Genomic DNA, 24779 nt, shown 5'->3' with positions numbered 1-24779 from the left:
CGGCGGTCGGTTCGTCTCCCGTCCCGATGCACGGGCTACGGCTTGGCCACCACCCCGGCCAGCAGAAGCGCGCCGGTTTCCCTGTGGATCAGCGCCAGGGCGAAGGGTCGGTCGAAGATCAGCTCGAAGGGCGTCTCCTGAGGGGCCACGCTCATGCTCTTCTCGATGCCGATGACGGTGGCGGCGGCGGCGGTCGTGCCGCTCTCGTCGACCTTCAGCACCACGCGCTGAAGAGCCTGCCCGACCTTGTGCGGCTTGGCCCACGCGGCGCCGAGCGCGCCTAGGTCGAGCCCGCCGGACAGCAGCTTGGCCACGGAGGGGTTCGCCTTGGTGTCGCGCAGGTCGCTGCCGGCCGCCAGATCGAGCCGTGGCAGCAGGACGCGGCCCTTGCGCCGGGCGTAGCGCTCGGGCTTCAGCCAGTCGCCGTTCTTCAGCAGGCCGGGCAGCTTCTCCGGCGTCTTCGGGAGCACCGCGATCATCGCGTAGGCCGGATCGGCGTAGGGCAGCAGCACCCCTCGGCTGTCCTTGGTCTCGGCGTAGCGGAACGCGTCATCGACCCTGGCCATCATCGGGACCTCGGGCTTGGTGCCGTCGGCCGCCTTGAACGGCCGCGGCATGGTCGCCGACGGGTCGAAGGACGTCTCCCAGCGCCCCTTGAACGCCAGCGCGCTCGCCAGCACCAGTTCGGTGTCGGGGCCCAGGCGCTCGACCACCGACGGTATCGCCCCGGCGGTCTTGTCAGCCACCCAGGCGTTGACGGCGGCGGCGGGATCCCCCTTGGCCGGATCGATCGCCGCGATCTCGCCGGACAGCGCGTCGCGAATCCGCCCGGCAACGGCCTCGTCCACCGTCAGCGCGGCCGCGTGCCACAGGCCGTTGGCGAGTTGCAGAGTCACCGTGTCGGAGGCCGGCTTCCTCAGCACGTCCGCCATCTCCTTCCAGGATTTCGCGACTCCCGCGGCGCCGTCCGGCGGGTTGCCCAGCGCCGGGAGAATGGTCTGCGCCGTCTTGCCGGAAGCCCCCTGTGCCAGAAGCCCCAACGCTCCGCCGAGGCTGAGCGGCGACACGATGTGGGTCCTCCTCGGATCGGCGGCCACCTGCTGCGCCAGCATGGCAACGCCCAGATTCCTGATGGCGTCCGTCAGCGCGACGGACTTCGGCGCCGGCTTCGCCACGGCCTTGGCCGCGGCCTTCGCCTCGGTCTTTGCCTCGGTCTTTGCCGGGGCCTGCTTGTCGGTGCCGCCCGGCGGATGCTCGTGCCGCGGTCCTTCCGCGCAGGCCGCGACGGGGACGATCGCCGCGGCCAGTCCGGCGGCGGTGAGGATCGACAACAGACGGTTGGAGAGGCGGGTCATGGAATGCTGTCTCCTTGATGGGAGCTGTCCGGGGAAATGCCGCAGCCATGCGGGTCGGAAGAGGGCGGGAACCTGTCCCGGCTATTTCCGCAGGATCTCGTACTCGTAACGCCCCATGGCCCAGCGGACCCCGCGGGTGGTCAAATCCGCGGTCCAGGGCCGGACCAGCCGCTGGCCGAGCGCGTTGAGGAAGCGGAGCGGGTCGGCCACGGACGCGAAACCGCCGTCGTTCCGGGCGCCCGCCGCCGCGGCCCGGAGCAGTTGGTTGAGCTGTTCGAAACGGATGTCGTCCTGGATCACCAGAGCCAGGACGGTTCCCTTGCCCGGCGGCTCGTCGGCGGGCAGGGAGAACCCGTCATACGGGTCGGGAATCCGGATGGTCTGGCCGGCGCGGACCCGGGCCTTGACGCCGCGTGCCTCGCTGTGGGCGTTGGGAAACAGAAGATTGACCTCCTCGTCCGGAGCGATGTCGAGCACGACCAGCGTGCCGTCGATCGGCGCCTTGACGGTCACGGAGACATCGCGGCCGACCGGGATGCGGCCCGGCGAGACCGTCACCTCCACCGCCTTCTCCGGCCCCGGCCCGATCGCGTCGGCGGCGGCCTGCGCCAGCGTCGGCGCCTGGGCCAGGGTGATCAGATCCTTGGACAGCGCGTCCGGCGGCGCCTCGACGAACGGGGTCATGCCGGTCTTGCACGCGTTCTCCTTGCAGTAGGTCTCGGCTTCCCGGCGGACGAAATCCTCGATCTCGGCGACGCTGACGATGCCGTTGCCATTGGCGTCGGCCGCGCCGGCCGCGCCGCGCAGGAAGGCCTCGGTGAAGACGCCGCGCCGCGGGGCCAGGCGCGTGTTGACCTGGGCCACCTGATCCGGACCGGCGGCATAGAAGGCGATGACGTTGCCTTGGCTTTCGGTCAGGTCGGGCACGATGCGCTGCTGGCCACGGTCGTCCGAAAGGGAGACGGACTTCACGGCGTCGTCGATCTCGAAGATCGGAACCTTCGCCTGCCCGTCGTCCAATCCGCCCCCGCCCCGCGTCATCGTTCCCGAGAAGCAGGAATCGAAGAGCATCACGACCTGACGATCCTTCAGGCGCTTCAGGCGCTCGTCGATCTCGTCGTCCAGCACGAAGCCCTCGTACCCGCCACCCTGGCGGAGCCGGCCGTCGAAGGCGACGATCACCTCGTCCTGGTTGTCGGCCGGATTGCGCAGCGCCTCGTCGCCGTTCAGATCCGGCACCCGGTAGCCGTGACCGCTGAAGAAGAACAGGACGGTGTCGCCCGGCTTGGTACCGCTGACCAGCCAGGCGTCGAGCGCGCTCAGGATCGCCGACCGGGTGGCCTCGCCGTCGATCAGAAGCTTGACGTCGTTCGGCTTGAACCCCCAGCGCTCGATGGCGAAGTCGCGCATGGAGCGGGCGTCGTTGGCGGAACCGTCGAGACGGCTGACATGCGGGTAGCGGTCGATGCCGATGACCAGGGCCTTGCCCTCGCGGGACTGCGCGGGCGCCGCCGCCAGCAGGCAGGCGATGCCCGCGGCCAGCGCGGTGGACGGAAGAAAGCGCATAGCCGGTTTTCCTTTCACTGGGGCTTCGCCACGACGATCTGGACGCCGATCCGCGCTTTCGGATCGCTGGCGAGAACGCCGAGCACCGCGTCGACCGCGGCGCCCGCGAGCCGCCGGTCGTCGAGGGACTTCAGCCGCTCGTGCAGGGCCTTGGGGAGGGCGGTCGAGGACAGGGCGATGATGTGGTCGGCGCCGAACGGCGGGATCGCCTTGGAGAAATCCAGGTTGCGGTACTCGCCGGCCACCGCCTTCTCCTCGCCGGGATAGCGCGGGTAGAGGAAGTTCACGGTGCCGTCGCCCGCAAGGTTCAGAATCGTGAGGGAGCCTCCGTTCACGCCCTCCACCGCCAGACCGACGGTCTCGCCGGCCTTGCGGGCACGGTCGTCCGGCAGCGCCCGCATGACCAGGGAGGTCTTGTGCGCCTTCAGGCGGACGAGCGCTTGCCATTTCTCGGCCAGCCCGTCGAGACGGTCCGGCCCGATCCCGGTCGCCACCACGTCGCCGCCCGCGCTCACCGCCTCGCGCTTGCCGGCGTCCCAGACCAGATCGGCCGGCTGGTCCGGCTGCCCGACCAGCGTCACGCCCCGCAGCCGCCCGGCCAGTTCGGCCGCCGCGTCGGCCGCCATGCCGATGACGCGCAGCCGGACCGTGGCGGGCTGGTCCGGCTGTTCGGCCCCCCGGCTCGTCTGGAACAGACGCGTCCCGCGAAACCCGTCGGGCGCGAAGTTCGGATTCTGGCGGCCGTCCGCCAGCGCCCGGGTTCGCGGCAGCAGATACTCCTGCAACTCGCCGTGGGTGATCCAGCCGTCGCGGTCGCGGTCGGCGCCTCCCCGCAACGCCTCGGCGAAGGCGATGCTGAACGCGCCCCGATAGCCCAGGGCAGGCGTCACGATTTCCGGCACCCGCTCGCTGTCCTGCCCGGCGGCGTAATGGAACACCCCGTCCGGCGGCGGTCCGGGCGCATGGGTGCGGATCGGTCCGAGCGCGTCGCCGCCCACGATGTCGAAGATCTGCGAGCGCAGGCTCTCCTCTCCGGCACGGGGGTCGATCGACCGGTACATCGTGCCCGAGTGGCAGGAATCGAAGACGAACACCAGGCGGACCCCCTTTTTGCTCGCCACCAGTTCGCGTTCGTAAATCTCGTCGTCGATGATCCGCTCCCCGTTCCCTGGCTTGCGCGCGGTGAAGCCGCCGAGGAGGATGGTCTGGTCGAGCGCCTCGATGGACGGGTCCCGCCCTTTCTCCACCCCGCCATGGCCGGCGTAGGTGAAGACGATCGTGTCGCCGGACTTCGCCTCCGCCACCATGCGGTCGAGCGTGCCGAGAATGGCCTTGCGCGTGGCTTGGCCGTCGAGGAGCCTAGTGGTCGGCACATCCAGCTTGCCCAGGGCGTCGGCGATGTCGTTGGCGTCGGCCACCGCGCCCTTCAGAGGCTTCAACTCGGTGTAGGCGTTGATTCCGACCACCAGGGCCCGCGTCGCCGGGGCGGCCAGGGCATGGCTGGCAACCAGACAGGAACCGACGAGGCAGGAACCGGCCAGAATGGCGGCGGTCAGTTTACGAACGGCGGCAGGCATTGGCGGTCTCCGGCTTTTCGTCCCCAGGAAGGTAGAATTCGACGCGGCGCAGCATCTGGTGGATTTCATCCTCGCTGTGGTTTTCCCTCCCGATGATCGGAAGGGGCTGCCGCTTTCCCATGGCGATCATTTCGATCGGCCCCCTGTAGCCCTGCCTCCTGAGGAAATCCGCCAGGGCCTGCATCCGGCGCCAGGAAAGATCGCAATTGTAGTCATCCGCTCCCTTCGGATCGGTGTGCCCGACGAGAAGGATGGCGGGGTCCTGCTTGTCGCGCAGGATGTCGCGCAGAAAGGCGGCGTCGCGCCGCCCGACGTCGGTGAACTCGGCCTTCTCGTAGTCGAAACGCACCGGCACCGGCGCGCGCCTCACCTTGATGCCGCCGCGCAGTTCCTTCACGTCGAGGATGCCCGAATCCCCGCGGCTGTTCTTGACGGCCAGAAGCCGGGCCTGCTGGGCGTAGCCGCGCAGATTCTCCAGCGTGCCGGGAGGCGGTTTCTCGGGGGAGATCTGCGGGTCGTTGAGATAGGCCAGCGCCCGTTCGAAGCGTCCCTGCGCCTCCGCGTACTCGCGCGCCTCGTAATCGAGCTGGCCGAGACGGGCATGCGCCAGCCACAGCGTGGGCGACAATTGCAGGGCCGAATTGAGCAGGCGCCGGCGCTCGGGCACCGGAAGCGGCTCGGCGATCCTGGCGAGGGCGATGGCGCTGCGCCGCCCCTGCTCCAACCGCTCGGCGCCCGGGCAGGCCGCTTCGTTCAGCAGCGCGCTCGCCGTCTTGACGATTCCTGCGGCGTCGCGGGCCTGGATGGCCGCGTCAAGCGACGCCGTGGCGGACGCGCAGTCGGCATGGGCGGTGCCGGCCAGCATCGCCACCAGCGGCAGCGCCTTGAGGAGGGAAACTGGTCGCATCGGGGGGCTGCTCCTGTCGTTCCGGGTTTGGGCGGGCATGATCGTTGTCGGGATGATCGCCTCCCGGTTCAGGGAGTCACGGCGATGGTGTAGTTGGGGGTGTTGGGGGATTTCAGGGTGTTGGGAGTCTGCCGGCCGCCGGTCAGCTCCTTGACCCGATCGGCGACGTAGGCCGACAGCTCGTCCACCGACACGGTGCCGTCGCGGCGCACCAGGCTCGCCTTGCCCGACAGCCCCTCGACCAGGGCCTTGGTGAAGGCGCCGTTGTTCCAGCGCGGGTCCTCCAGCGAATACTGGCGGCCGAGCGACGACATGAAGACGACGCTGCCGTTCTCGTGGGAGGCCAGTTCGTTGGCGAGCCGGTCGACGTCCACCGGGGCGCCCTTGCGGCCGCCCAAGGCGTTGCCGGAATGGCAGGTGTCGAGGAAGGCCAGCGCCTTGCCGCCGATGTCGCGCAGCGTCTTCTGGATCTCGCTGTTGGGCACGCCGCGGCGGCGCGGGTTGGCGGCGTCGGCGTCGCTCGGCAGGAAATAATAGTCGCCGTTGTTGTCGTCCATCCCGTGCCCCGACAGGAACAGCACGGCCATGTCGCGGGCGGTGGTCTGCCTTTGCAGCCAGTCGAGGCCGTCGATCACCGCGTCCCGCGTGGCGTCGCGGTCGATCAGCGGCTTGACGATCACCTCGCCATAGAGCCGCCCGGACTGCGTTTTCAGCGCGGCGGCGAAGTCGCGGGCGTCCTTCCCGGCGAACTCAAGCTTGAGCGCCGGATCCGCGTACTGCCCGACCCCGACCGCGAGGACGTAGAGCTTGGGTTTCAGCAGGTCGGCCCCGGCCGGCGGCGCCGCGTTGCGGCGGCGGACCAGCACGGTCGCGGCCTCCCCGACGCCGTCGCGCGTCTCGGCGCTGACCGAGATGGCGTGCGTGCAGCCCGCCCGGTCCGCTCGCGGCGTTCCGCCGGAATCGGGGCAGGCGGCGGGGAGAACGACCTCCAGCGTCCCTTCGCCGGCGGCCGGATCGATGCGCGCCTGCCCGCGTGGGACTTCCGCCGGCCGGTTGTCCACCCGCGCACGCACGGCGGTGACCGGCGCCCCCGAGGGCGAGCGCACCGTGTAGCGCACCGTCACCGTCGCTCCCGTCACCTCGGCGCCGTCGGCCGGCGAGAGGATCGCGGTGACCGGCGGCAGGGCGCGGCGGAGGTCGGGTTCGGTCTGGGTGCGGCGTCCGGCTTCGGCGTCGGCCTCGCGCAGGGCGGAGGCCTCGTCGAGCGTGGTCAGCACCCGCTGGACGACGTCGGGACGGTTGAAGCGGTCGCGGAAGCGCCCGGCGCCGAAGAAGTCGGCGGCGGTGTCGGCGCCGTTGTTGACGTGCCAGCCGATGAGGTCCTCGCCGCCAGCCGACGCCATGTAGTAGCCGGACGGCGTCCACGCCACCCAACGTTTATCGTGGGCGTGAACAAACAGCGCCAAAAGCTCTTTTCCATCAGAAATCCGATGCCAGCGGATGGTGCCATCTCCGTAAGCCGCTGTTATCAATTTTCCATTGCCCGAAATGTTGACGCCCCAGGTCTCGCCGGGCGTAGATTTCTTCCAAATGAGTTTTCCGGCGCGATCCAGCAATCGAAGGTACCAAGAAGTCCCAAGTAAGAAACGATCGTTTTGAGGCGCTATAGCTTGCGCATTGGGACGCTCGTATTTTTCAAGGAGAAATTTAACACCGTTTACATCAATGGAGTAGTTTTTGTCTTCTTGAGAGATTTTTAAACCTTCAATTCGTGGGGGTTTCATATCCGCAAAAGGGGCGAATGCTGTTTTCAGCGTCTGTGCATCCAGATCGAAAACTTGCGGATTTTTTCCCCGCAACGCGAGCCCGAAACGAACGCGCTTGGCGTCTTCTGAAATCGTCAGGGCGTCATCCGTCGACCCACGAAAGTCAGGGGAGGCAGAAACATGATCAATGATATTTTTCCCGGAGTCATTGAAGACTCCCCAATTGGGCAGCCCGGAGGAAAAAATGACGCCTTCATTTTTAAAAGGTTTTAGATCAAGCACGGTTTGGTCCGATGCCAAGAGCCATCTTTCCTCACTCCCCTGAACTTTCTTTTTGTATATGGTTCCAAAAATACCGAATTGAGATTCTCCGGAAAAAAACAAATAACCTCCATTATTTGACCATGATGTCGTAATAACAGATCCTTCTCCAACATTTTCCCCAGAAATAAATTTGAGAGATTTTTCTCCGAAAACTGATACATACTTCCCATCACGGCAAGCCACTGCAACATCGGATTTTTTCGAACTAATGGACAAGCCAAATGGCTTTAGCCCGCACATTCCATGAAATTTTTTCTCAAATTTTAAATCTTTGCTGTAAATACGAACAGAACCGTCTTGGGAAGCGGCGGCCAATTTTCCATTATTGAAAAAACTTAATCCATGAACTCCTTCTTTGTAATCTTTGTCATTGAGTGCTGATAACCATCCATCCGTTTGCCATACTTGAATTCCATGATCCGTGCCGGCGGCCAAGCGTTGCCCATCCGGTGAGAACTCCAGGTCACGAACAATGTCCTCTATACCCGTGAGGCGTCGCACCATTGATCCTGTGACAGTATCAAAGAGATAGATACTGATCACGTCCCCGTCCCATTCGTCTCCTGTCCGTCCCGCCACTGCGGCCAGTTTTCCGTCGGGAGATAAAGCTCCCGCATAAAGCATGCCTTCATCTTCACTGCCGATGGGCAGCCTTAGCGTCCGCAGCAGTTTTCCATCAGGCAGCGACCAAAGACGCGCCGTCTTATCACTGGAGACGGTCAGTACCGTTCTTTGCGCCCGATCAACATCGATCCTCCAAATAGGCGCGGTGTGCATGCCGGTTTCTATGCGCAGAATCGGTGTTGTTGACGGGCTGCCAGCAAACGACTGACCGGACAGGAAAAGCACCGTCGATACGGTGAGCAGACGCGACAGGGTGGCGGGCAAAACGGGCATTGGAAACTCCGAGCTGGACAAACCGCAAAGGGCGCCGGCGTTGCCGGCACCCCACGCTTCGACACATGATTGCGGGTTACGGAGCGAGCGTTGCGGGTTACGGAGCGATCAGGAAGCTGGTGGCCGCATGCCCCAGCAGGGCCGAGGGCTGGCGCAGCGACGCCGACAGGTCCTTGGCCAGCGCCTTGGCGTCACCGTAGGGCACGAAGGCGTGCTGCTCGTAGTTCATCGGGGTGCCGACCACCGGCTGCCCGTCGGCGCGGCAGACGCCGATCAGCGCCTCGGCGCCCTCGGGACCGCCGACGCGGAAGTCCACCGGCGTGCCCTCGCCCGACACCCGCACGGTCTGGCCAGCCTTCAACTGGTTGTCGGGCTGGAAACGGTTCGGGAACAGGATGTGGACCTTCCCGGACGTGCCGATGTCGAGCAGCGTGAGCCGGCAATCCTTCTCGGCCGTCACCGTCACGACGGCGGCCTCGCCGACGCGGTAGACCGCCCGGTCGGTGCCGACCGTCAGCCGGAACCCGGCCGGCGGCGCCGCGTCGGCCGGCACGACCGCCACCGACGACGGCGCGAAGGTGCCCTGGACCGCGACCGACGGAACCGCCGTCGACACGGCCGCCGTCGATGGGGTTGCCGGGGCGGGAGCGGTGGCCGGAGCGGCGGCGGCGGGAGCCGCCCCGTCGGCGATGCGGATCACCTTGGTGAACTCGGCCCAGGTCCCGGCGCCGTTCTCCCGCAGGGTGGCGGTCAGATCCTTGACAGCGGCGGCGGCGTCCCCCTTGTAGGCCATGAAGGCGCCGGCCTTGGAGAGCTGCTCCGGCTTGAACAGCGGCTGCGGGCCGGTGGTGGCGATGACCTTCAGCACCTCGGTGCCGGCCGGACCGCCGACCTTGAGGTCGAACGAGTCCGATCCGCCGGGAATCTTCACCGCCTGACCGCCGCGCACGCGGTTGTCGGTCTGGTACTGGTTCGGAAAGACCACATGGACCTTCCCGGAGGTTCCGACATCGACCACCGTGACGTAGGCCTCCTTGCTGGTCTGCACCGTCAGCTCCACCTTGTCGCCGGGACGGTAAACGCCGTCCTTGCGGTCGACCGAGGCCGTGATGGCGAGATCGGTCCTTTCGGGCTTCAGGTCGGCGATCGGCCGCTGCTCGGCCGACAGGTCGCGGGGGAGGCTGTCGGCGGCGGCGGCGGGCGGCTGGGCGTTCGCGCCGCCCAGATTCGTGCCGCCCAGGTCGGCCAGCGCCGGGATGGCGGTTCCGGCGAGCGCCAGGGAGAGGATGCCGGCGGCCAGGCGACGGCGGGTCCGGGCGGAGGAGGCATGGTTGATCGGGTGCATGCTGTGGTCTGCCTTGTGTTCGGAGTTGCCCATATCCGGCCTATCGGGATGACGGGCGCGGCCTAGCGCAGCGCCACGCCGGCCAGCAGGGACGCGTTGCCCACCACGGTCGGCGTCTGCCGGCTGCCGGTCACGCGCATGGTTTCGGAATTGGCGGCGTCGAAGGCGGCCTGGAGGGTGCCGGCGCGGGTCACCGCCTCCAGCAGGGCCGTCGTGAAGATGCCGCCGTCGGCGCCCTCGAAGGAGAACTGGTCTTCACGGGAGGCCGCGAGGACCACCCCCTTGACCTCGCTCTTGAGGCCGAGCGTGCCGCCGTCGATGCCGCCCGGCAGATCCCGCTGCGTCATGACCGAGGTCGTCCGCGTCGCCGGGGTGGTGCCGAGCGCGCCCTTGACAAAGAACTTCTCGCGCGCCCCGGTCATGCTGTAGGATTTCTGCATGCCACCGCTGTGGCAGGCATCGATCACGGTGATGACGCGATCCGTGCGCAGCGCGTTCACCATGCGCGCGTAATCGTCGTCGCGCACGACATGCCGCGCGTCGGGAGAGGCGACCCCCTCGGCATCGTAGGTCACGAACGCCTCGTCGAGACCGTCGGCCTCGTCGCCGTCGTCGTCGGCGATCGTGGTGCCGTGGCCCGAGAAATGGACCATCACCAGATCGCCGGGAGCGGCGTTGTCCCTCAGCCACGCCATGCCGCCCTCGAAATCGCGGCGCGTCGCGTTCTCGATCAGGCGGATCTGCGCGGCGGGGACGCGGAACAGGCTTTGCGCCTGGGTGGCGAAGCGCTGGGCGTCGAGGTTGGTCTTGGTCAGGCTGCCGACGTTCGCGCCCATGGCCAGCACCCAGGTGCGCCCCTGGGCCGGGGCAGGGCTGGCCGGCGTGAGGCCGGGGTTGGCCGGTCCGGTCGCCGGAACGATCTGGTAGGTGGCCTTGACGGTCGCCCAGTCGCGGCTGGGCAGGCGCTGCACGGCGTCCAGGTCCCGCGACAGCTCTCCCGCGTCGGAAAAGCTGAATTTCCGGGGCTGCGCCTCGGCGGTGCGCGTCCACACGAGGTAGGTGTCCTCCATGCCGTAGGGGCCGGACACCTTGATCTGGTGGCTGGCGTTCCCGTCGCCGGCGCAGGCGCGGGATCCCGCCTTCACCTGTGCCGGACGGTCGCCCTGATTGTACGGATAGATGCGCGACACACGCCCCGATGTGCCGATGTTCCACATGCTCACATAGCCGTCGGTGTCGGTGGAGAAGCACAGCTCGATGGTCGATCCCTCGCGCAGGGTCGGGCTGGGAACCTGGAGTTCCAGGCGCACGTCGGCGTTCTGGTTGCTGGGAACCGGCAGCAGGTCCTTGTGAATCGGCGCCTGCGCCGCGGCGGGAAGCGCGCCCATGATGGCGGTACCGGCCAGCAGCAGGGCGGAGAGAGGGAGTCGCAGTCTGGTCATGGTGGTCTTCCGCTCATGGACAAGGGGTGGGGCGGCTCAGAGGCCCTGCAACGTGTAGGTGACGTGGACCTCGCCATACTGGCTGGGCGGCAGCGCGTAGAAGCGGGTCAGGTCGTCGTTGGCGAACAGCATCGGTGAATGGGTCGGGATGATCCGCAGCGGATCGCCCTTGAACTGGAGGCCGCCGGGCTGCGCGCGCGGGGTGTTCGACGGGTAGGAGGTGATGATCGCGCGGAAGCTCTCCTGCCCGGCCGGGCCCTTGAAGGTCAGGTGGCCCGTCGCTGGAAAGCGGTAGGTGCGGCCGGTCTGGACGAAGTTGTCCGGCGCCGCCGCGACGGGGAACACCCGCTCCACCGCCCCGCTCGAACCGAAATGATAGACGCTGACGTAGCCGTCCTTGGTGGCCTGCCAGTGGATGGCGACCTTGGAGCCGATGCGGATCGGGCCGCCGTCCTCGGTCTGAAGCCACAGCTTGAGCTGCGGCCCGTCCTGGGCCGCGGTTCCCGTGGACGGCTGGGCGGGTGGCGCCGTGTGCTTGGCCAGGAAGGCGGCGATCTTCGGACGGGCGCTGTCCCGGCTGGCCGGCACCACTTCGAAGCTTTCCTTGGCCACCGTCTTGCCGTCGCGGGCGACCGCGATCTCGACCGGGGCATAGGCATCGCCGAGCATCGGCTTGACCAGACGCTTGCCGATTGCCGCCGTCACCGTGGTCATCGGCTTGACCGGGTCGAGCGCGACGTTCTTCGCCGCCCCGGCGGGCAGGGGAGCGGTCGGCGGCGGCAGATCGACCAGGGCGACGGCGGCGTTGGAGCCGACCGTCTCCCGCAGCAGGCCGGCGATGAATTCGCCCAGATCGGCGGGTGCCTCGGCCTGGGCCGCCTCGCCTTCCGGTCCGGGCTGGACGGTGACGGCCGTCGGCTCGGCGGGGCCGGCCACCGGCTGGCCGGCGGCGGGCTGCTGGATCTGCGCCGGGGCCGGCGGCTCGACCGGAGCCAGGATGTCGGCCAAAGCGGGCGTTGTCAGCGCCATGGCAGCTATGGCCGCGGCTGGCAGCCCGAACGGAAGCTTGCGGAGCGAACGGGGCATGTTCCGATTCCTTCGATTCCAGATCATTTGCGCACCAGGACCTCGGTCGAGGTCATCGCGCTGTTCCATGCATCGGGATGGAGCTGGGCCAGGGCCGATCCGAGACGATCGACGAACGCGTCGCGCGGCAGGGGCGCCAGAACCGGACCGGGCTTGGCGGCAGCGGCGGCCGGGCCGAGAATGGCCGGGAACGGTTGCGCGGTGACGACGAGCAGGGCGTTGTCGACGCCGGCCGGCGGGTGGACGCGCAGGTCGAAGCCGTCGACCGGGCCCGGAAAGACGCGTTCGGCGCGGGACCGGACCGCCAGATTCTCGGCCAGGACCAGCACCGCCCCCGAAGCCTGGAGAAGATAGAGCTGGGCGTAGCCGGACCGTTGGCTTTCGAGACGGAAGGACACGCTCTCGCCCTCGACCATCGGCTGTTTGCCCATGGGGGCGATACGGACGGCGAAGGGCTGTGCCGGATTGACCGTCGCCCGCAGATCGCCGGCGCTTGCCGTGGTCGTCGGCGGATCGGGCGGCGTGGTTGCGCAGGCGGACAAGGCCAGCGCGCATGACAGGGCCGCGCCCGCCACTCTGGCCGCGCGCAAATATGTTGATTGATTCGCCATTTCTAAGACTCCGTCGCCGCTTCAAGGAAGGTAAATTGTCTTCAATCATGCATCAAATCCAAAACAGAAGCCCCGCCGCCGGTTCCCGCCGACCGTTTGCGGCTTGGTGTCTGATCGGACATGCGTTTTTCCTATCGGGATGATCGCCGGCCTTTGCCGCCTCCCACGGCCGTGCCGCGCGCCGAAGGCGGGAGGGCATCGGAAAGGCCGGCCGCCGACGCCACCCTCCGTTCATGGCCTTGCGGCGCATGGCCGCACGGGTCGGCAGAGGCCCCCTGCTGCCGGCGGACCGGCTCCCTTGCGGGGGATGCGACCGAATCGGGGGGCGGAAACAGGTTTGGCCTCGCCGTCGGCGGCTTGCCGCTGCCTGCGGCGATTGATCGCGGGCGCCGGATCGATCCGCAGAAGGAGGATCCCCACCGGCTACCCCTCGCAAATGGCTCTGCCGGTGTGTGGGTTTGCCCGGTGTGGGAATCCTTCCCGGTTTCTCTTTTCGGGCGGATTGGTCATTATTCCGATGGAAGCCCCGAGGCGGTCATGCCGGGGCCGGGGAACGCACTGACGGTTGTCCATGCTCAAACCATCCTTGAAGCGGCCGGCCTTCGCGTCGAAGGCTCCCGCCAAGTCGCCGGCCTATGCTCTCGCCGTGCGCTTCGTCGCCTGGCTCACGGAGGCGGCCGGCGGGCGCTGGGGATACCCGGTGACGCCGTGGTCGATGGAGGAGCGGCTTCTCCTTCTCCTGGGACAGCCTCCGTTGCTCGACGAACTCGTCGGCCATCCGCTGTTCGCCGGGACCATGCCGCCCGAGCAGGCGGCGCGGGCGTTCCTGGAAAGCGTGATCCACGCGCCGGTGACGCTCACGGGGGGCGATCAAGTCTCCGCCGCGCACAGGCTCCTGGCGGAGATCGTCCGGCTGGCTCCGGGGCTTGCCTCTCCCGTGGCCCCGGCCCTCACCGACCAGCCGCCGGCGAACGCCACGGTCGTATCGCTGAATCCCGTTCTGCGGATGCTGATCCTGCGGCTGCGGCCGCTCCTGGCCGAGCATGGTCCGGGACCGGGGCTGACGGTCGGCGCTTTCGCGTTGCCCCTTCCGAAGCTCATCAGCCCGTGGGATGCCTTGAGCGTGCCTCCGGGACCGCTCGCCGCCCCCGCGACCCCGGCCGACGCGATCCGGCTCATCGACGTCCTGACGGACGCGCTGGAGTCCAAGGGACGGCACTGGAAGGAATTGAAGGACGCCGGCCTGGTCCCGCCCCATCATTGGTTCGACACCACATCCGCGAACCAGATCAAGGCGTTGAACAAGTTCCGCCGCACCGCCGAGGAGATCGCCGAAAAGACCGGGGGCCATACGAACGACACGAAGATCCTCGAGGCCGCGTGGGAGAAGGTCAAGGTGCCCCGCTTCGCCTCGCCGCAGGAGGTCGTCCGCAGCCCGCTGTGGAAGCACGCCGTCCGTCAGGGATGGAGGGTCGGCACCACCTCCGCCGTCGATACAGACGCCATCCCGATTAGGGAAGCGGACACGGAGGAGGACATGACCCCCGAACTGTTCGACGAGCGGCTCGCGCGGCTGGAGAAGGACGGGATCCTCGATCCCCTCGACGCCAGACTCCTGCGCGGCCTGATGTCCGGGGCCTCCCTGGGCGATCTGGCGAAGGACAAGGACGTGAAGACGCGTCTGAAGGAACGGGATCTGACGATCATGGAGTACATGAAGGATCTGGTGGCGCACGTGCACAAGGCTGCGGCCCGCTGCACGGACAATGGAGATGACGCATGACGGACGGAAAAGACGAAGGGAACCCGCCCGGTTCCACCGGGCGCCGCTCCGCCGGGGAGCAGGCCTGGCTGGGCTTCGCGCGCACCGTCGAGCGTCTGGTCGATCTGGCGATCGCCCGTCACGAGGTGTCGGAGACGGAGGCGGCCAGGGCGCGCCAGCCGGCCGGTCCGCAGGAGAGCTTTGCCTTCCTGCCCCTGGCGGCGGCGGCGACGGGCGGGCCGCCGCTGCCGTCCCAGGACGACGAACTGCTCGACGAGTCCCAGTCGCTCGGCTTCTGGGTCGAATCGCTGGAGCCGGAGGCGCTGCGGCTGCATTTCCAGGCGAAGGGGTTCACCGCCATCGACAGCCTGGCGGAGCGGTGGGCAACGGTGTCCAGCAAGGATCTCCTGATCAACCTCAGCCTGAAGTTCGATCCCGACGGCCACGCGCACTGCGATCTGCCGGACCTGCCAGAATTCCGGTCGGCTCTGGCGGCGCCGCTCGACGTGACGGTTCCGGGTCTGCATTTCGATTTCGGGTCCGGGAGCGGCCGCGATGACCGGCCCCGGTGACGCCAGCACGGGAAACAGCGGGCCGGGAAACAGTGGGCCGGGAGACGCGGCGGCCGTCACGGCGGCGGAGGGCGTCGCCACCGTGCATGTCCCGATCGTCCCGCCGGACGGTTCGACGCCCCCGCCCGATCTGGCGCTGCTCCGGCTGGTCGCCGGCCATCATCCGGTGGCGCCGACCCGGGGCAATCGTGAATTGCAGACGCACATCGAGCCGTTGCAGGACTTCCGCGCCTACACCGCCGGAATCGTCGCGACCGCCGCCGTGCGCGCCCTGGGGATGCGCCGGGCCTCCGGCTGGCGGCAGCCTCCCCTGGTCTGGCCGAGCGTGTCGGTGGCGAACTTCAAGCCCGGCAAGGGATCGCCCCTGACGGACCGGACCTGCCACAGCGCCGACCTCGGCATCGCGCTCGCCCTTGTCCTCGGGCTGACACGCAGCGGTGGAACCGGCACGCTGATCGCCACCGGAGCCCTGGGCGAACCGGACATGACGGCCCGTGACGCGCCGATTCTTCCCGTCGGCTGCCTGGAGACCAAGTTCGCTCTCATTCTGAAGCGGCTGGAGGACAAATCGATCGCCGGGCCGGGGCGTCTGTTCACCCCCGTGACCACATCGGACGGCCGCCCGGTGCGCGAGGCGCACAGGGAGGTTCTGGACGCCATCGCCGGGCACGGCCTGCGCATCCTGCCGGTGGCCGGGCTGCGGGCGGCGGTCGCCGAACTGGGGGCGGAGACGATTCCGGCCGACCCGCTTCCGCGCTGGACCAGGGCGGCGGCGGCGGTTGCCCTGACGGCCGCCCTTGGAACGGCCGGCAAGCTGGTGGCGGACGCCTACGCCGACCGCCCCCTGCCGCTGGCCGCGACGGCGGACCCGGCCACCGGGCTGGCGACACCGTTGCGCGCCAAGGCGACGGACGACCGCAGCGGCTACATCCCGCTGCCCGGCTGCCGGATCGGCGCCGTCGGGCGGGACGCGGTGCGGGCCGGCGAGCGCCTGATCCTCAGGGTCGAATCGGCGGGCGGGACGCTGGACGGGCTGCACCACGCGCTGGTCTTGGTTTCGGCCGGCAGCGGCGTCAAGCTGTTCACGTCGGAGATGGTGGAGGCCGTCGCCGACGGCGGCCTCAACTACGCCATTCCGGTGGCCGAGCCGGCCGAGCCGGGGCTGGTCGTCGTGCTGGCCCGCCGCACCCGGCCGTTCGACGGCACGGCGGTCAGCCGGGATCTGCGCGCCGCGATGGAAGGGCTGGCCCCGACCGAGCGCCTGAACGCCGCCGCCAACCATCTGCGGTCCCAGGCTCCGGGTTATCTCGGCATCCCGATACAGGTGCTGAAGGCCGGCGATCCGGCCTGCGCCGACGGCTGAGCCTGGGGGATGACGATGAGGGATGAACATGTTTCCGGCACGACGGCCGGCCGCGCCATCGCGATGACGGGGGCCCTGGTCCTGTGGGGAGCCGCCGCGCTTCTGGTTCTGCCGAACACGGGGAACGGGTGGTCCCCGGCGCTGGCGAAGACCGTGGAGCCGACGGTGGACATCCCGGCGCCGACGCGGATCCTGTTCCGCTTCCAGCCGGGGTCCGAACGCCTGCCGCTCGGGTATGGCGCCTATTCCCCGTCGGCGGTCGAGCAGAGCAACTTCCTGGCGCTGGATCACGTCCTGCGTCTGGTCGACCGCGTGTCCCGGCTGCCGGTGCAATGGGTGTGGAGCGGAACCGAAGGGCTGGAAGGGCTGAGCCAGCGCCGCGCCCTTGCGGTCCAGGCCCTGCTGGCGGAGCGGGCGCGCAGCCGTGGCCAGCCTTTCCCCGCCGCCCCCTGGCCGATCAAGCCGGCTGCCGCGAAGACGGCCCCCGGCGACGGCGAGCCGCTGGAACTGCGCCTGCTGCCGGTCCGCCCCCAGGCCGCGTGCGACACGCTGACGGAAGTGCTCGACCCGTCGCTGCCCCCGGACGCCGACAACGCGACGGTTCCGGTCAGCCTGCTGCTGTCCGGCGGTCAGGTCCGGGTCGACCAGGCCAGCGTGTGGCGCCTGGTTCCCGGCGACGGGAAGACCGGCCGGCCGGGGCCATGGCAGCGCCTGGACGAGCACCGGCGGACCCGGACCGCCGAGGGCGACATGGCAAAGGACTTCGACGACGACGTCCGGCGTTGGGGCGGCGGCAGCCTGCGCCGGCCGCCGGTGCCTTGCGGGGTCGAGCTGGTCATCGAACCTTGAGCGGGTGGGGAAGGGCGGCATGGGGAGACTGGCGATCGCCGTGATGGCGATGCTGATGGCGGTTTCGGTTGCGGTGGCTCCGGCGATGGCGGAGGACCGCGTGGCGCTGGTGGTTGGCATCGACCGCTACGCCAGTCTCGCCCCCCTGTCCAACCCGGCCAACGACGCCCGCACCGTGGCGGAGACCTTGCGCGGGCTGGGATTTCGGCTGATCGGCGGCAAGGCGCAGATCGATCCCGACCGTGCCCGGCTGCTCGACCTGCTGGATGATCTTGGCCAGGCCAGCCAGGGCGCGCTGGCGGTGGCGTATTTCGCCGGCCACGGGGCCCGGCACGGAAACCTCAACTACCTGATACCGTCCGACGACCAGCGCATCCGGTATCGCGAGCAACTGCGCGATTGGGCGGTGTCGGTCGATCAGGTTCTCGCCGAGCTCAAGGGCGCCGCGACCGCCGTCGTCCTGCTGGACGCCTGCCGCAACACTCCCCTGCCGTCCAAGGAGGGCGGGCGCTCCGGCGACCGCGGGCTGGCGCGGCTGGAGAGGGCGCCGCTGCAATCCCTGGTGATGTTCGCCGCGCAGCCCGGCAGCGTCGCCAAGGACGGCATCGGGTCGAACGGCCCCTTCGCCCTGGCGCTGAAGGAGCAGTTGCCGACGCCGGGCCTGGAGATCGGTCTGATGATGCGCCGGGTCCGCGATCGCGTCGCGGCCTTGACGAAGGACGAGCAGACTCCGGAGATCGTGGTCAACCTCGGCGGCCGGGAGGTCTATCTGGCCGGCGCCGGCCAATCGCCCCTTCCCCCTCCACCTCCACCTCCACCGCCCGTGACCGACCGCGCTGCCAAGGCTTCCTCCGGCCCAAGCACCGGCCGGACAGCAGCGACGGTGGACAGGAGCGCTTTCCTCTTTCCGGATTCCAGCGTCCGCCATCTTGGGGACGACGAGCTGAAACCGTTGAGCAAATGGGATCTTCGCGTCGCCCGCAACGAGATCTTCGCGCGCAACGGCCGTTACTTCAAGGATCCGGAGCTGCAACGCCATTTCTCACAGTTTTCCTGGTACAAGCCGACCAGATGGGATCCTCCGCTTTCCCCGATCGAGGAAGCCAACGTGCGCCGGATACAGCGGGTCGAAGAGACGAGGCCGTGACGGCGCCCTTCGCCATCGCCGCCATCGCCGCCGTCGTCGCGGCCCTTGCCGCCTTCCCGGCGGCGGCCGGCGGTTACGGCGCTCCCCCGCCCGCCATGAAAGCCGGGCTCGATGCCCTGGTCCGTGCCTATCCCGACCATCTTGAGAGCCACGACGGAACCCATCTGTTGTGGAAGGACGGCACCCGCATGGCGGTCTCGGACGGACGGACGGACAAGAGCTTTGCTGATCTGCTGGACGCGCCGGACATCGACGACCAGTTCGCCTTCGCCTACCCGGCGGGGGCGGCAGCGGCGGACCCAGGCCCGGACGTCGATCCCGGCCGCATCCGCAACGAGCCGCTCTTCCTCAAGATGTACGGCGACTGCCGCCGGGGCGAGGTCAAGCGCCGGCTGCGGACGATCCTGTTCTTCGGCAAGCCCATGCAGGTGACCACCGTCAACGGCGTCGACCGCGCCCTGGAAGCGGTGATACGGGATCTTCAACCGCTGCCGCCGGCTCTGCACGCCCATCTGACACCGCATGCCGGAGCCTACAACTGCCGGACCATCGCGGGCACTAAGCGGCTGTCCGTCCACGCCTATGGCGCCGCGGTCGACATCGCCACCCGCTCCGGCGATTACTGGCAATGGTCCAAGCCGGGGCGCGACGGAAAGCCCGCCTGGCGCAACCGGATCCCGGCGGCCATCGTGGAGGCGTTCGAGCGGCACGGCTTCATCTGGGGCGGCCGCTGGTCCCATTTCGACACGCTGCATTTCGAATACCGCCCGGAACTGATCGGCGAGGGAGCGCGGCCCGAAGGCCGCGCCGATCCGACGCCCGAACCAGCGGGCGCGCCGCCTCCACCTCCCCACCCCCATTCCTTTCTTCCCGAAGCGCCGTCATCGCTGCCGGTCCGGCAGGGGGCGGGCGGACCGCCCTGACCGCGCCGTGGAGTCCGGAGCCGGGCGCCCCACCCCGCAAGGCACCGGAAAAAGGCACCCCCCGCACCCTCACGCCTCCTTTGCCACGGCGGCGGCCAGCAGCGCGGTGAAGGCCAGAGGCCAGGTGAAGAACAGCAGATGGCTGGTGCCGGCCGACAGCAGGGTGGCGGATTGTCCCATCACCGGCAACAATCCGAGCGGGTTGGCCCAGCCGATCAGCCAGTGGCAGGCCAACAGCACGGTCAGCCCGACCAGCAGGAACTGGAGCGTGTCGCCCAGCGCGGGCGGCCGCTCGGGATCGCCGGGGGGCCAGGACAGGCGGGACGCCACCAGCCCCAGCAGCGCCAGAAAAGCCAGCTGCGCCGCCAGCAGCCCCATCGCCCCGGCCCGGCCGGCGTGCATGATCCAGAAGGTGATGGCGAAGTCGTTCTCGATGGCGGGAATCGCCTGCTCCTCGCCGTTGCGCCCGGTGAAGACGACCGGGGCGGCCAGTCCGGGAGCGCGGGCGAGCGCCTCCTGCGCCTTGCGCACCTGCCCGCCCGACACCGGGTACAGATCCGGATCGGCCCAGGCGGCGAGCCGGTCGTGTTCGGCCAGCAGGCCGTCCCAGGCATCGTCCGGCCAGGACGCTGCCAGCCCCGCGGCGGCCGCGCTCGCCAGCACGCCCGCGACGACCAGCGCCAGCGGCGCCCGGCCCCAGGCGGAGGCCCGCCCGATGCCGCAGCGCAGGGCGGCGGCGCTGCGCACGGCCAGATGATAGAGCCAGACGGCGCTGACGATCGCCAGCAGCAGCAGGGGCGAGCGGTCGTCCACGGCCAGCAGCCCCATCGCCACCGTCACGCCGACCAGCCCCAGCGCCGCGACGCCGCCGGCCATCGCCGCCGGCCACACGGTGCCGGGCGCCCCCAGCCGCACCAGATGCAGGAACCATCCCGCGGCCACGGCGAACAGCAGCGGCCAGGCCGTCTTGAAGGCCTCGGCCGGCTGGATGCCGCCAAGCCCGCCCTCGCGCCCGAACAAGCCATGCGCGACCGCCAGCCCCGCCACCCCGGCGAGCACGCCGAGCCACAGGGCGATCCGTCCCGGCCGGTCGAGCGCCAGCGCCCACAGGAGACCGCGCCGCCACGCCGCCGGACCCGGCATCGCCGCCAGTCCCAGCGCCAGGGCGAAGATTCCCAGCCCCAGAGTCTGCTTCCAGACCAGGGCCACGCGCGCCTCGCCGGTTCCGCCCGCCACCAGTTGCAGGAGGGCGAGCAGGCCGGCGCCGGCCAGCGCGCCGAGCAGCAGCCACACCGCCCCACCGATGCCGGCCAGCCAGCCGCGCGCGGCCAGACACAGACCGGCCCAGCCCCACAGGGCTCCGGCCACGGCCAGGGCCATCTGCATCCCGGCGGCCGAGCGGCCGGCCAGCGCAACCGTCAGCAGGGCCGTTCCGCCCGCCGCGAGGCCGGCCGCCAGCAGCCCCGCCCCCACCAGCCGCCAGCGCCGGCCGGGGCCGGCGGCGGCCAGCGCCGCCGCCACGGCCAGCCCCACGCCGGCGGCGGCCCCCGCCCCGACGATCATCCGCTCGGCCGGCAGCGCCGCCTCGCCGGAGACGATCCCCGCCTTGCCAAGCCACGCGACGGCGTCCGGCTCCACATCGACCCGCATGTCGCCGGACACCGGCGGCCAGTCGCCGAGGACGCGCCCGTCGGTCGGAACCAGGATCAGCGTGTCCCCCTCCGCCCACACCGACAGGGTCAGCCGGCCGAAGCGCAGCCGGACGGGATTCGCCGCATCCGCCTCGGGCAGCACGGCCGGCTGGGCCGCGAAGGCAGCCTCCGGGGACCGGCCGGCGATGGCGACACGCAGCCCGCCCGCCCCCTGGCGCGGAACCAGCGCCCAGCCACCATCGGCTTGGACGCCGCTGTTACGGACGCCGTTGGTCCGGACGTCGTTGGTCCGGACAAGGCCCAGGGAATCGGGGGCCAGGCCGGCCACGGCCCAGCGGCCGGGGCAGTCGACCCCGCCGCCGAGGCCGACGATCGGTTCGTCCCCCCCGCGCTGCCAGCGCTGCCTCACGGACTCCAGCGCCAGAAGCCAATCCGGCCAGCGCTCCTCCAGCCGCTTCAGACGGCAGCTCGACAGCAGCATCGGCGGATCGACCTCCGCCCGGCCATCGGCGGTGACGGTCAGACGCCGCCCCGGCTGGCCGAGAACGACCCGCTCCGCCGATGCCTCGACCACCTCGAAGGCGACTCCCGGCCCGTCGAACCGCTGGCCGGCGACGAGCGGCCGCGCGTCGAGACGACGGCGCTGCGGAGCCTGCATCGACAGGGCCGGAGCGTCCGGCAGGGCCGAGACCGCCCAGCCCCCGCCGGGGCTCCGCCGCACCGCCAGCGCTGGCCGGTCGTCGCCGGCGTGCCCCAGCTCGTTCCAGTCGAGATGCACGGGGTCGGTGTCGTCGGCGGCCATCGTCACGCGGATGCGCTGGACAAGGAAGCCGGACGCGGCGTCGCCGACGATCGCGGACACCGCCGGCACCATCGCGCCGAGGAGCGCCGCCGTCGCCATCAGCCACAGGAGGGACAGCCACGGGAAGGGCAGCCGCGCGCCGGGGCGCCGGGCGCCGGGTCGATCAGTCCACATCGCTCACCTTGACGGGTTGGGAAAGGGAGAGGGCGGCGTCCGGCCTGGCCAGAAGCTCCAGGAAGCGGGCGATGATCGGCGCGCAGGTCGCCCCGCCGGTCCGGCGGTCGTTCACGCCGTGCGTCACCTGGCAGGCGAAGGCGACCGGCCGGCTCCAGGCCGGTTTCTCCCCGCCGGGCGCGGGAAAGAAATCTCCCGAGAAGAATTCGGCGGCGGCCCAGCCGACGAACCACATGGTCGTGCGCGAGCGTGCCGCGTCGACCTCGCCGGTTCCGGTCTTGCCGTAGACATGGCAGCGGGCGGCGTCGGCCGGGGTTCCCGCCCAGCGGCCAAAGGCGTGGCGACCGGCGGCGGTGCCGACCTCCGGCACCATCTTGAGGCCACGGCGCAGCAGCGAGACGTCGGCGGCCGGCAGCGCGCTCCGGGCGGGAGGCGCCAGGGCCTGTCCGTTCCAGGCGGCGAACAGGTGGGGCACCGGCAGCTCGCCGGCCGCCAGCCCGGCGGCGAGGCTCGCCATGTGCAGCGGGTTGGCCAGGACGCGCTGGCCCATGGCGGTCTGCGACAGCACGTCCACGGCCCCGAAGCTCCGCCACGGGGTGTCCGCCCTGCGATCCAGGAGATAGAGAAGGTCGATCTGCGCCGCCTCCGCCTCCAGCACCGAACGCGCGCCGCCGGCCGGGTGGAGGTTCCCCAGGAACGGGCGGGCGGCCCCCGCCAGATCGACGGGATGTTCGAATCCGGCGGCGCGGATCGTGTCGGCCAGCCGGGAGGCCGGCGGCGCCGGCAGCGGCGTCCTCGGCCCCAGCCGCCGCATCGCCGCGTCGTAGCGGCGCGCGGCGTCGGCGTCGAGCAGCTCGGCTCCGCGCACGAAGTAGACGTTGACGGAATCGCGGATGGCCTGCGGCAGGCCAAAGCTCCGCGTCTGCTCCCGCCGGCCCTCCACGCACACCGGGGCGCGCTCCATCTCCCCGGCCCGCAGGCTGTCCCCGACCGGGGTGAAGCCGCGCTGCGGGGAACGGAAATTGTGGGTCGCATGGGTTTGCGGCGGGATCGAATAGGCGATCGTTCCGGTGCGCAGCCCCAGACAGGAGAACCCGCCGTCGGCGTTCGGCGGGCAGCCCGCCAGGAAGCCGCCGATGGCCGCCTCGTCGCCGGTGTCCGTCGCCGCCTGCAAGGCGAGGGCGGTGACCAGCTTGAAGGTGGAGCCCGGCGCGTTGTCGCTGTCCATTCCCTGCCAGGCGATCGGCGCCAGCGGGTCGAGCGTGCCGCCGAGGTGGGACAGGGCCGACGCATCCCACGGGTGCAGCCCGCTGGGAGGGCGCGGCCAGCGGGCACCGGCCAGGATGGCCCCGGTCTGCGGGTCGAGCGCGACGATGGACGCGCGCCGCTGCCCGGCGTAGGGATCCGGCGCCTTGGCGGTTCCGAAGGGTTCGGCCATCGCCTCCGCCAGAGCCTGGTTGGCGGCGCGCTGGACCCGGCTGTCGATGGTCAGCGCCACCGTCGCCGGAGAGAAGCGGTCGACCCGCCCATCGAGCAGGCCGGACACCCCGCGCCGGTCGGACCGCCCGTGCCCGATCACCGGCAACAGCCCCAGCGCGGCGGCGTCGGCGGTTGGCCGGCCGTCCTCGCCGGCGGTCAGCGCCACGCCGTCGGCCGTCGTCACCTGGGCCGGGACCGTTCCCGAGGGCGGTCGCGTGCGCGGCAGCCAGTGAAGCCCGCCGTCCTTATCCTGTGAAAGCTGGATCATGCCGCGGGTGAACCATGATCGGTCCAGGGGGACCGGCTCGACCTCCAGCGACACCTCGACGTCGCCGGGCGAACCGCCGGCGACATAAACCGTCGCCATGGCGCAGTCGGCCCCTCCGCACAGGGGCGTGAGCCGCGCGCCGGGAGGCAGCGTTCCCGGCCGGACGCGGCCGAGAATCTGGATCTCCACCCCCTCGGCCGGAAGCGGCGCCAGCAGGCGGGTGGCGACCTTGACCGCCCGACCGTCCTCTCCGGGAAAGACCTGCCAGTTCGCCATGCCGACCGGCATCGTCCGGGCGAAGGCGTCGAAGGAAGCGGGCGGGGTCAGCGCCAGCCGGTCCAGCCGGCGGCCCGACTCCGGCCCCGACACGGCGGCGGCCGTCCACGGCGTGTTGACGGGCGGAAAGACCGGAACCTGCCCCGCATGGCCGCGGCGGCGGTTGTCGCGGATCGCCACCACGGCCCGGCTGCTGTTCCACAGCCCGATCTGCGTGCGCACATGCCGGCCGTTGTCGGTGCCGTGGAGCGCCGCCACCAGTTTCCGGCGCTCCCGCCACTCGCGCCCGCCGAACGGCGGGGGCGCCCCCGCCTCCAGGACGGCTTGGAGATGGCGCAGCCCCCAATCGGCCTCGGGGATCGTCAGGCGCCCGTCCTTCCCGCGGACGATGAGGCCCTGGTCCCGCAGGCCGGCGAACAGCGCATGGTCCTCGATCGCGGCGGGATCCTGCACGCCCGTCTCGGCGGCCGGCTGGCGCAGCTGGTCCAGACGGTGCCCGAGGCCGAGGGACAGCCCGAAGGCCGGCACCGCCCAGGCGGCGAACCAGAGCAGGGGAGCGATCCGCCCGGACCGGGGGCGGCGCCCCGGTCCGGCGGGGAAGGGGGTGCGGGAACGCGGCATGGAACGCTCTCCCCT

Annotated in this window: 17 protein-coding genes; 6 read left to right on the top strand and 11 right to left on the bottom strand. The window is 70.1% G+C overall.

Annotated features, from left to right (window positions below; translation table 11 throughout):
* Positions 1–35: 35 nt before the first annotated feature.
* The 9 genes from JN22_RS02640 to JN22_RS02600 form a co-directional block, all read right to left on the bottom strand.
* Entirely contained in the window at positions 36–1355 is a 1320-nt protein-coding gene (locus JN22_RS02640) for a serpin family protein (protein WP_085552407.1), read from the bottom strand.
* 81 nt (positions 1356–1436) lie between these two features.
* On the bottom strand, positions 1437–2921 hold the full coding sequence (locus JN22_RS02635) for a caspase family protein (RefSeq protein ID WP_179166020.1): 1485 nt from the start codon (positions 2919–2921) through the stop codon (positions 1437–1439).
* Positions 2922–2935: 14 nt separating this feature from the next.
* Positions 2936–4498: a caspase family protein gene (locus JN22_RS02630; RefSeq protein WP_179166019.1), complete on the bottom strand. Its 1563-nt coding sequence runs from the start codon at positions 4496–4498 to the stop codon at positions 2936–2938.
* Positions 4479–5405 carry an OmpA family protein gene (locus JN22_RS02625; RefSeq protein ID WP_085552404.1) on the bottom strand — a complete coding sequence of 309 codons (927 nt, stop codon included), beginning with the start codon at positions 5403–5405 and terminating at the stop codon, positions 4479–4481. Before JN22_RS02625 ends, JN22_RS02630 begins: the two co-directional genes overlap by 20 nt.
* A 68-nt stretch (positions 5406–5473) precedes the next feature.
* Complete coding sequence (locus JN22_RS02620; protein ID WP_143268113.1) at positions 5474–8392, bottom strand: caspase family protein; 2919 nt, start codon at positions 8390–8392, stop codon at positions 5474–5476.
* A 97-nt stretch (positions 8393–8489) separates the two neighbouring features.
* Complete coding sequence (locus JN22_RS02615; RefSeq protein ID WP_179166018.1) at positions 8490–9737, bottom strand: DUF4384 domain-containing protein; 1248 nt, start codon at positions 9735–9737, stop codon at positions 8490–8492.
* Between the two features lie 62 nt (positions 9738–9799).
* A complete protein-coding gene (locus JN22_RS02610; RefSeq protein WP_085552401.1) occupies positions 9800–11179 on the bottom strand; it encodes a caspase family protein in 1380 nt (459 codons plus the stop codon).
* 36 nt (positions 11180–11215) lie between these two features.
* The gene (locus JN22_RS02605; RefSeq protein ID WP_179166017.1) at positions 11216–12265 is read right to left on the bottom strand and encodes a DUF4384 domain-containing protein; all 1050 of its coding nucleotides are present in this window, start codon (positions 12263–12265) and stop codon (positions 11216–11218) included.
* Between the two features lie 23 nt (positions 12266–12288).
* Positions 12289–12807, bottom strand: coding sequence for a DUF4384 domain-containing protein (locus JN22_RS02600; RefSeq protein ID WP_179166016.1), 519 nt, complete (start codon positions 12805–12807; stop codon positions 12289–12291).
* 655 nt (positions 12808–13462) lie between these two features.
* Here JN22_RS02600 and JN22_RS02595 point away from each other — a divergent pair.
* Genes JN22_RS02595 through JN22_RS35135 form a run of 6 tightly spaced genes read left to right on the top strand, consistent with a single transcriptional unit; the run spans position 13463 to position 19492 of the window.
* Positions 13463–14659: a hypothetical protein gene (locus JN22_RS02595; RefSeq protein WP_085552398.1), complete on the top strand. Its 1197-nt coding sequence runs from the start codon at positions 13463–13465 to the stop codon at positions 14657–14659.
* Positions 14656–15210: a hypothetical protein gene (locus JN22_RS02590; protein ID WP_085552397.1), complete on the top strand. Its 555-nt coding sequence runs from the start codon at positions 14656–14658 to the stop codon at positions 15208–15210. Before JN22_RS02595 ends, JN22_RS02590 begins: the two co-directional genes overlap by 4 nt.
* Entirely contained in the window at positions 15194–16573 is a 1380-nt protein-coding gene (locus tag JN22_RS02585) for a hypothetical protein (RefSeq protein WP_085552396.1), read from the top strand. The genes JN22_RS02590 and JN22_RS02585 overlap by 17 nt, the downstream gene beginning before the upstream one ends.
* 15 nt (positions 16574–16588) lie before the next feature.
* The gene (locus JN22_RS02580; RefSeq protein ID WP_085552395.1) at positions 16589–17422 is read left to right on the top strand and encodes a hypothetical protein; all 834 of its coding nucleotides are present in this window, start codon (positions 16589–16591) and stop codon (positions 17420–17422) included.
* A 19-nt stretch (positions 17423–17441) separates the two neighbouring features.
* On the top strand, positions 17442–18569 hold the full coding sequence (locus JN22_RS02575; protein ID WP_085552394.1) for a caspase family protein: 1128 nt from the start codon (positions 17442–17444) through the stop codon (positions 18567–18569).
* Positions 18566–19492, top strand: coding sequence for a M15 family metallopeptidase (locus JN22_RS35135; protein WP_211099544.1), 927 nt, complete (start codon positions 18566–18568; stop codon positions 19490–19492). The genes JN22_RS02575 and JN22_RS35135 overlap by 4 nt, the downstream gene beginning before the upstream one ends.
* A gap of 69 nt (positions 19493–19561) precedes the next feature.
* Here JN22_RS35135 and JN22_RS02565 read toward each other — a convergent pair whose 3' ends face one another.
* Complete coding sequence (locus tag JN22_RS02565) at positions 19562–22120, bottom strand: hypothetical protein (protein WP_085552392.1); 2559 nt, start codon at positions 22118–22120, stop codon at positions 19562–19564.
* Positions 22110–24764 carry a penicillin-binding transpeptidase domain-containing protein gene (locus JN22_RS02560; RefSeq protein ID WP_085552391.1) on the bottom strand — a complete coding sequence of 885 codons (2655 nt, stop codon included), beginning with the start codon at positions 24762–24764 and terminating at the stop codon, positions 22110–22112. Before JN22_RS02560 ends, JN22_RS02565 begins: the two co-directional genes overlap by 11 nt.
* Positions 24765–24779 lie beyond the last annotated feature (15 nt).

Origin of the sequence: Azospirillum agricola (assembly GCF_020005195.1) — a bacterium.
In the GTDB taxonomy this organism is placed as follows: Bacteria; Pseudomonadota; Alphaproteobacteria; order Azospirillales; family Azospirillaceae; genus Azospirillum; species Azospirillum agricola.
The sequence above is the reverse complement of the archived record's forward strand: the minus strand, read 5'-3'. Positions and strand labels throughout refer to the sequence as shown.

Bases quoted from the DNA above. Each gene is read 5' to 3' on its own strand.
- JN22_RS02640 (WP_085552407.1), bottom strand. From the start codon at position 1,355: ATGACCCGCCTCTCCAACCGTCTGTTGTCGATCCTCACCGCCGCCGGA.
- JN22_RS02635 (WP_179166020.1), bottom strand. From the start codon at position 2,921: ATGCGCTTTCTTCCGTCCACCGCGCTGGCCGCGGGCATCGCCTGCCTG.
- JN22_RS02630 (WP_179166019.1), bottom strand. From the start codon at position 4,498: ATGCCTGCCGCCGTTCGTAAACTGACCGCCGCCATTCTGGCCGGTTCC.
- JN22_RS02625 (WP_085552404.1), bottom strand. From the start codon at position 5,405: ATGCGACCAGTTTCCCTCCTCAAGGCGCTGCCGCTGGTGGCGATGCTG.
- JN22_RS02620 (WP_143268113.1), bottom strand. From the start codon at position 8,392: ATGCCCGTTTTGCCCGCCACCCTGTCGCGTCTGCTCACCGTATCGACG.
- JN22_RS02615 (WP_179166018.1), bottom strand. From the start codon at position 9,737: ATGCACCCGATCAACCATGCCTCCTCCGCCCGGACCCGCCGTCGCCTG.
- JN22_RS02610 (WP_085552401.1), bottom strand. From the start codon at position 11,179: ATGACCAGACTGCGACTCCCTCTCTCCGCCCTGCTGCTGGCCGGTACC.
- JN22_RS02605 (WP_179166017.1), bottom strand. From the start codon at position 12,265: ATGCCCCGTTCGCTCCGCAAGCTTCCGTTCGGGCTGCCAGCCGCGGCC.
- JN22_RS02590 (WP_085552397.1), top strand. From the start codon at position 14,656: ATGACGGACGGAAAAGACGAAGGGAACCCGCCCGGTTCCACCGGGCGC.
- JN22_RS02585 (WP_085552396.1), top strand. From the start codon at position 15,194: ATGACCGGCCCCGGTGACGCCAGCACGGGAAACAGCGGGCCGGGAAAC.
- JN22_RS02580 (WP_085552395.1), top strand. From the start codon at position 16,589: ATGAGGGATGAACATGTTTCCGGCACGACGGCCGGCCGCGCCATCGCG.
- JN22_RS02575 (WP_085552394.1), top strand. From the start codon at position 17,442: ATGGGGAGACTGGCGATCGCCGTGATGGCGATGCTGATGGCGGTTTCG.
- JN22_RS02565 (WP_085552392.1), bottom strand. From the start codon at position 22,120: ATGTGGACTGATCGACCCGGCGCCCGGCGCCCCGGCGCGCGGCTGCCC.
- JN22_RS02560 (WP_085552391.1), bottom strand. From the start codon at position 24,764: ATGCCGCGTTCCCGCACCCCCTTCCCCGCCGGACCGGGGCGCCGCCCC.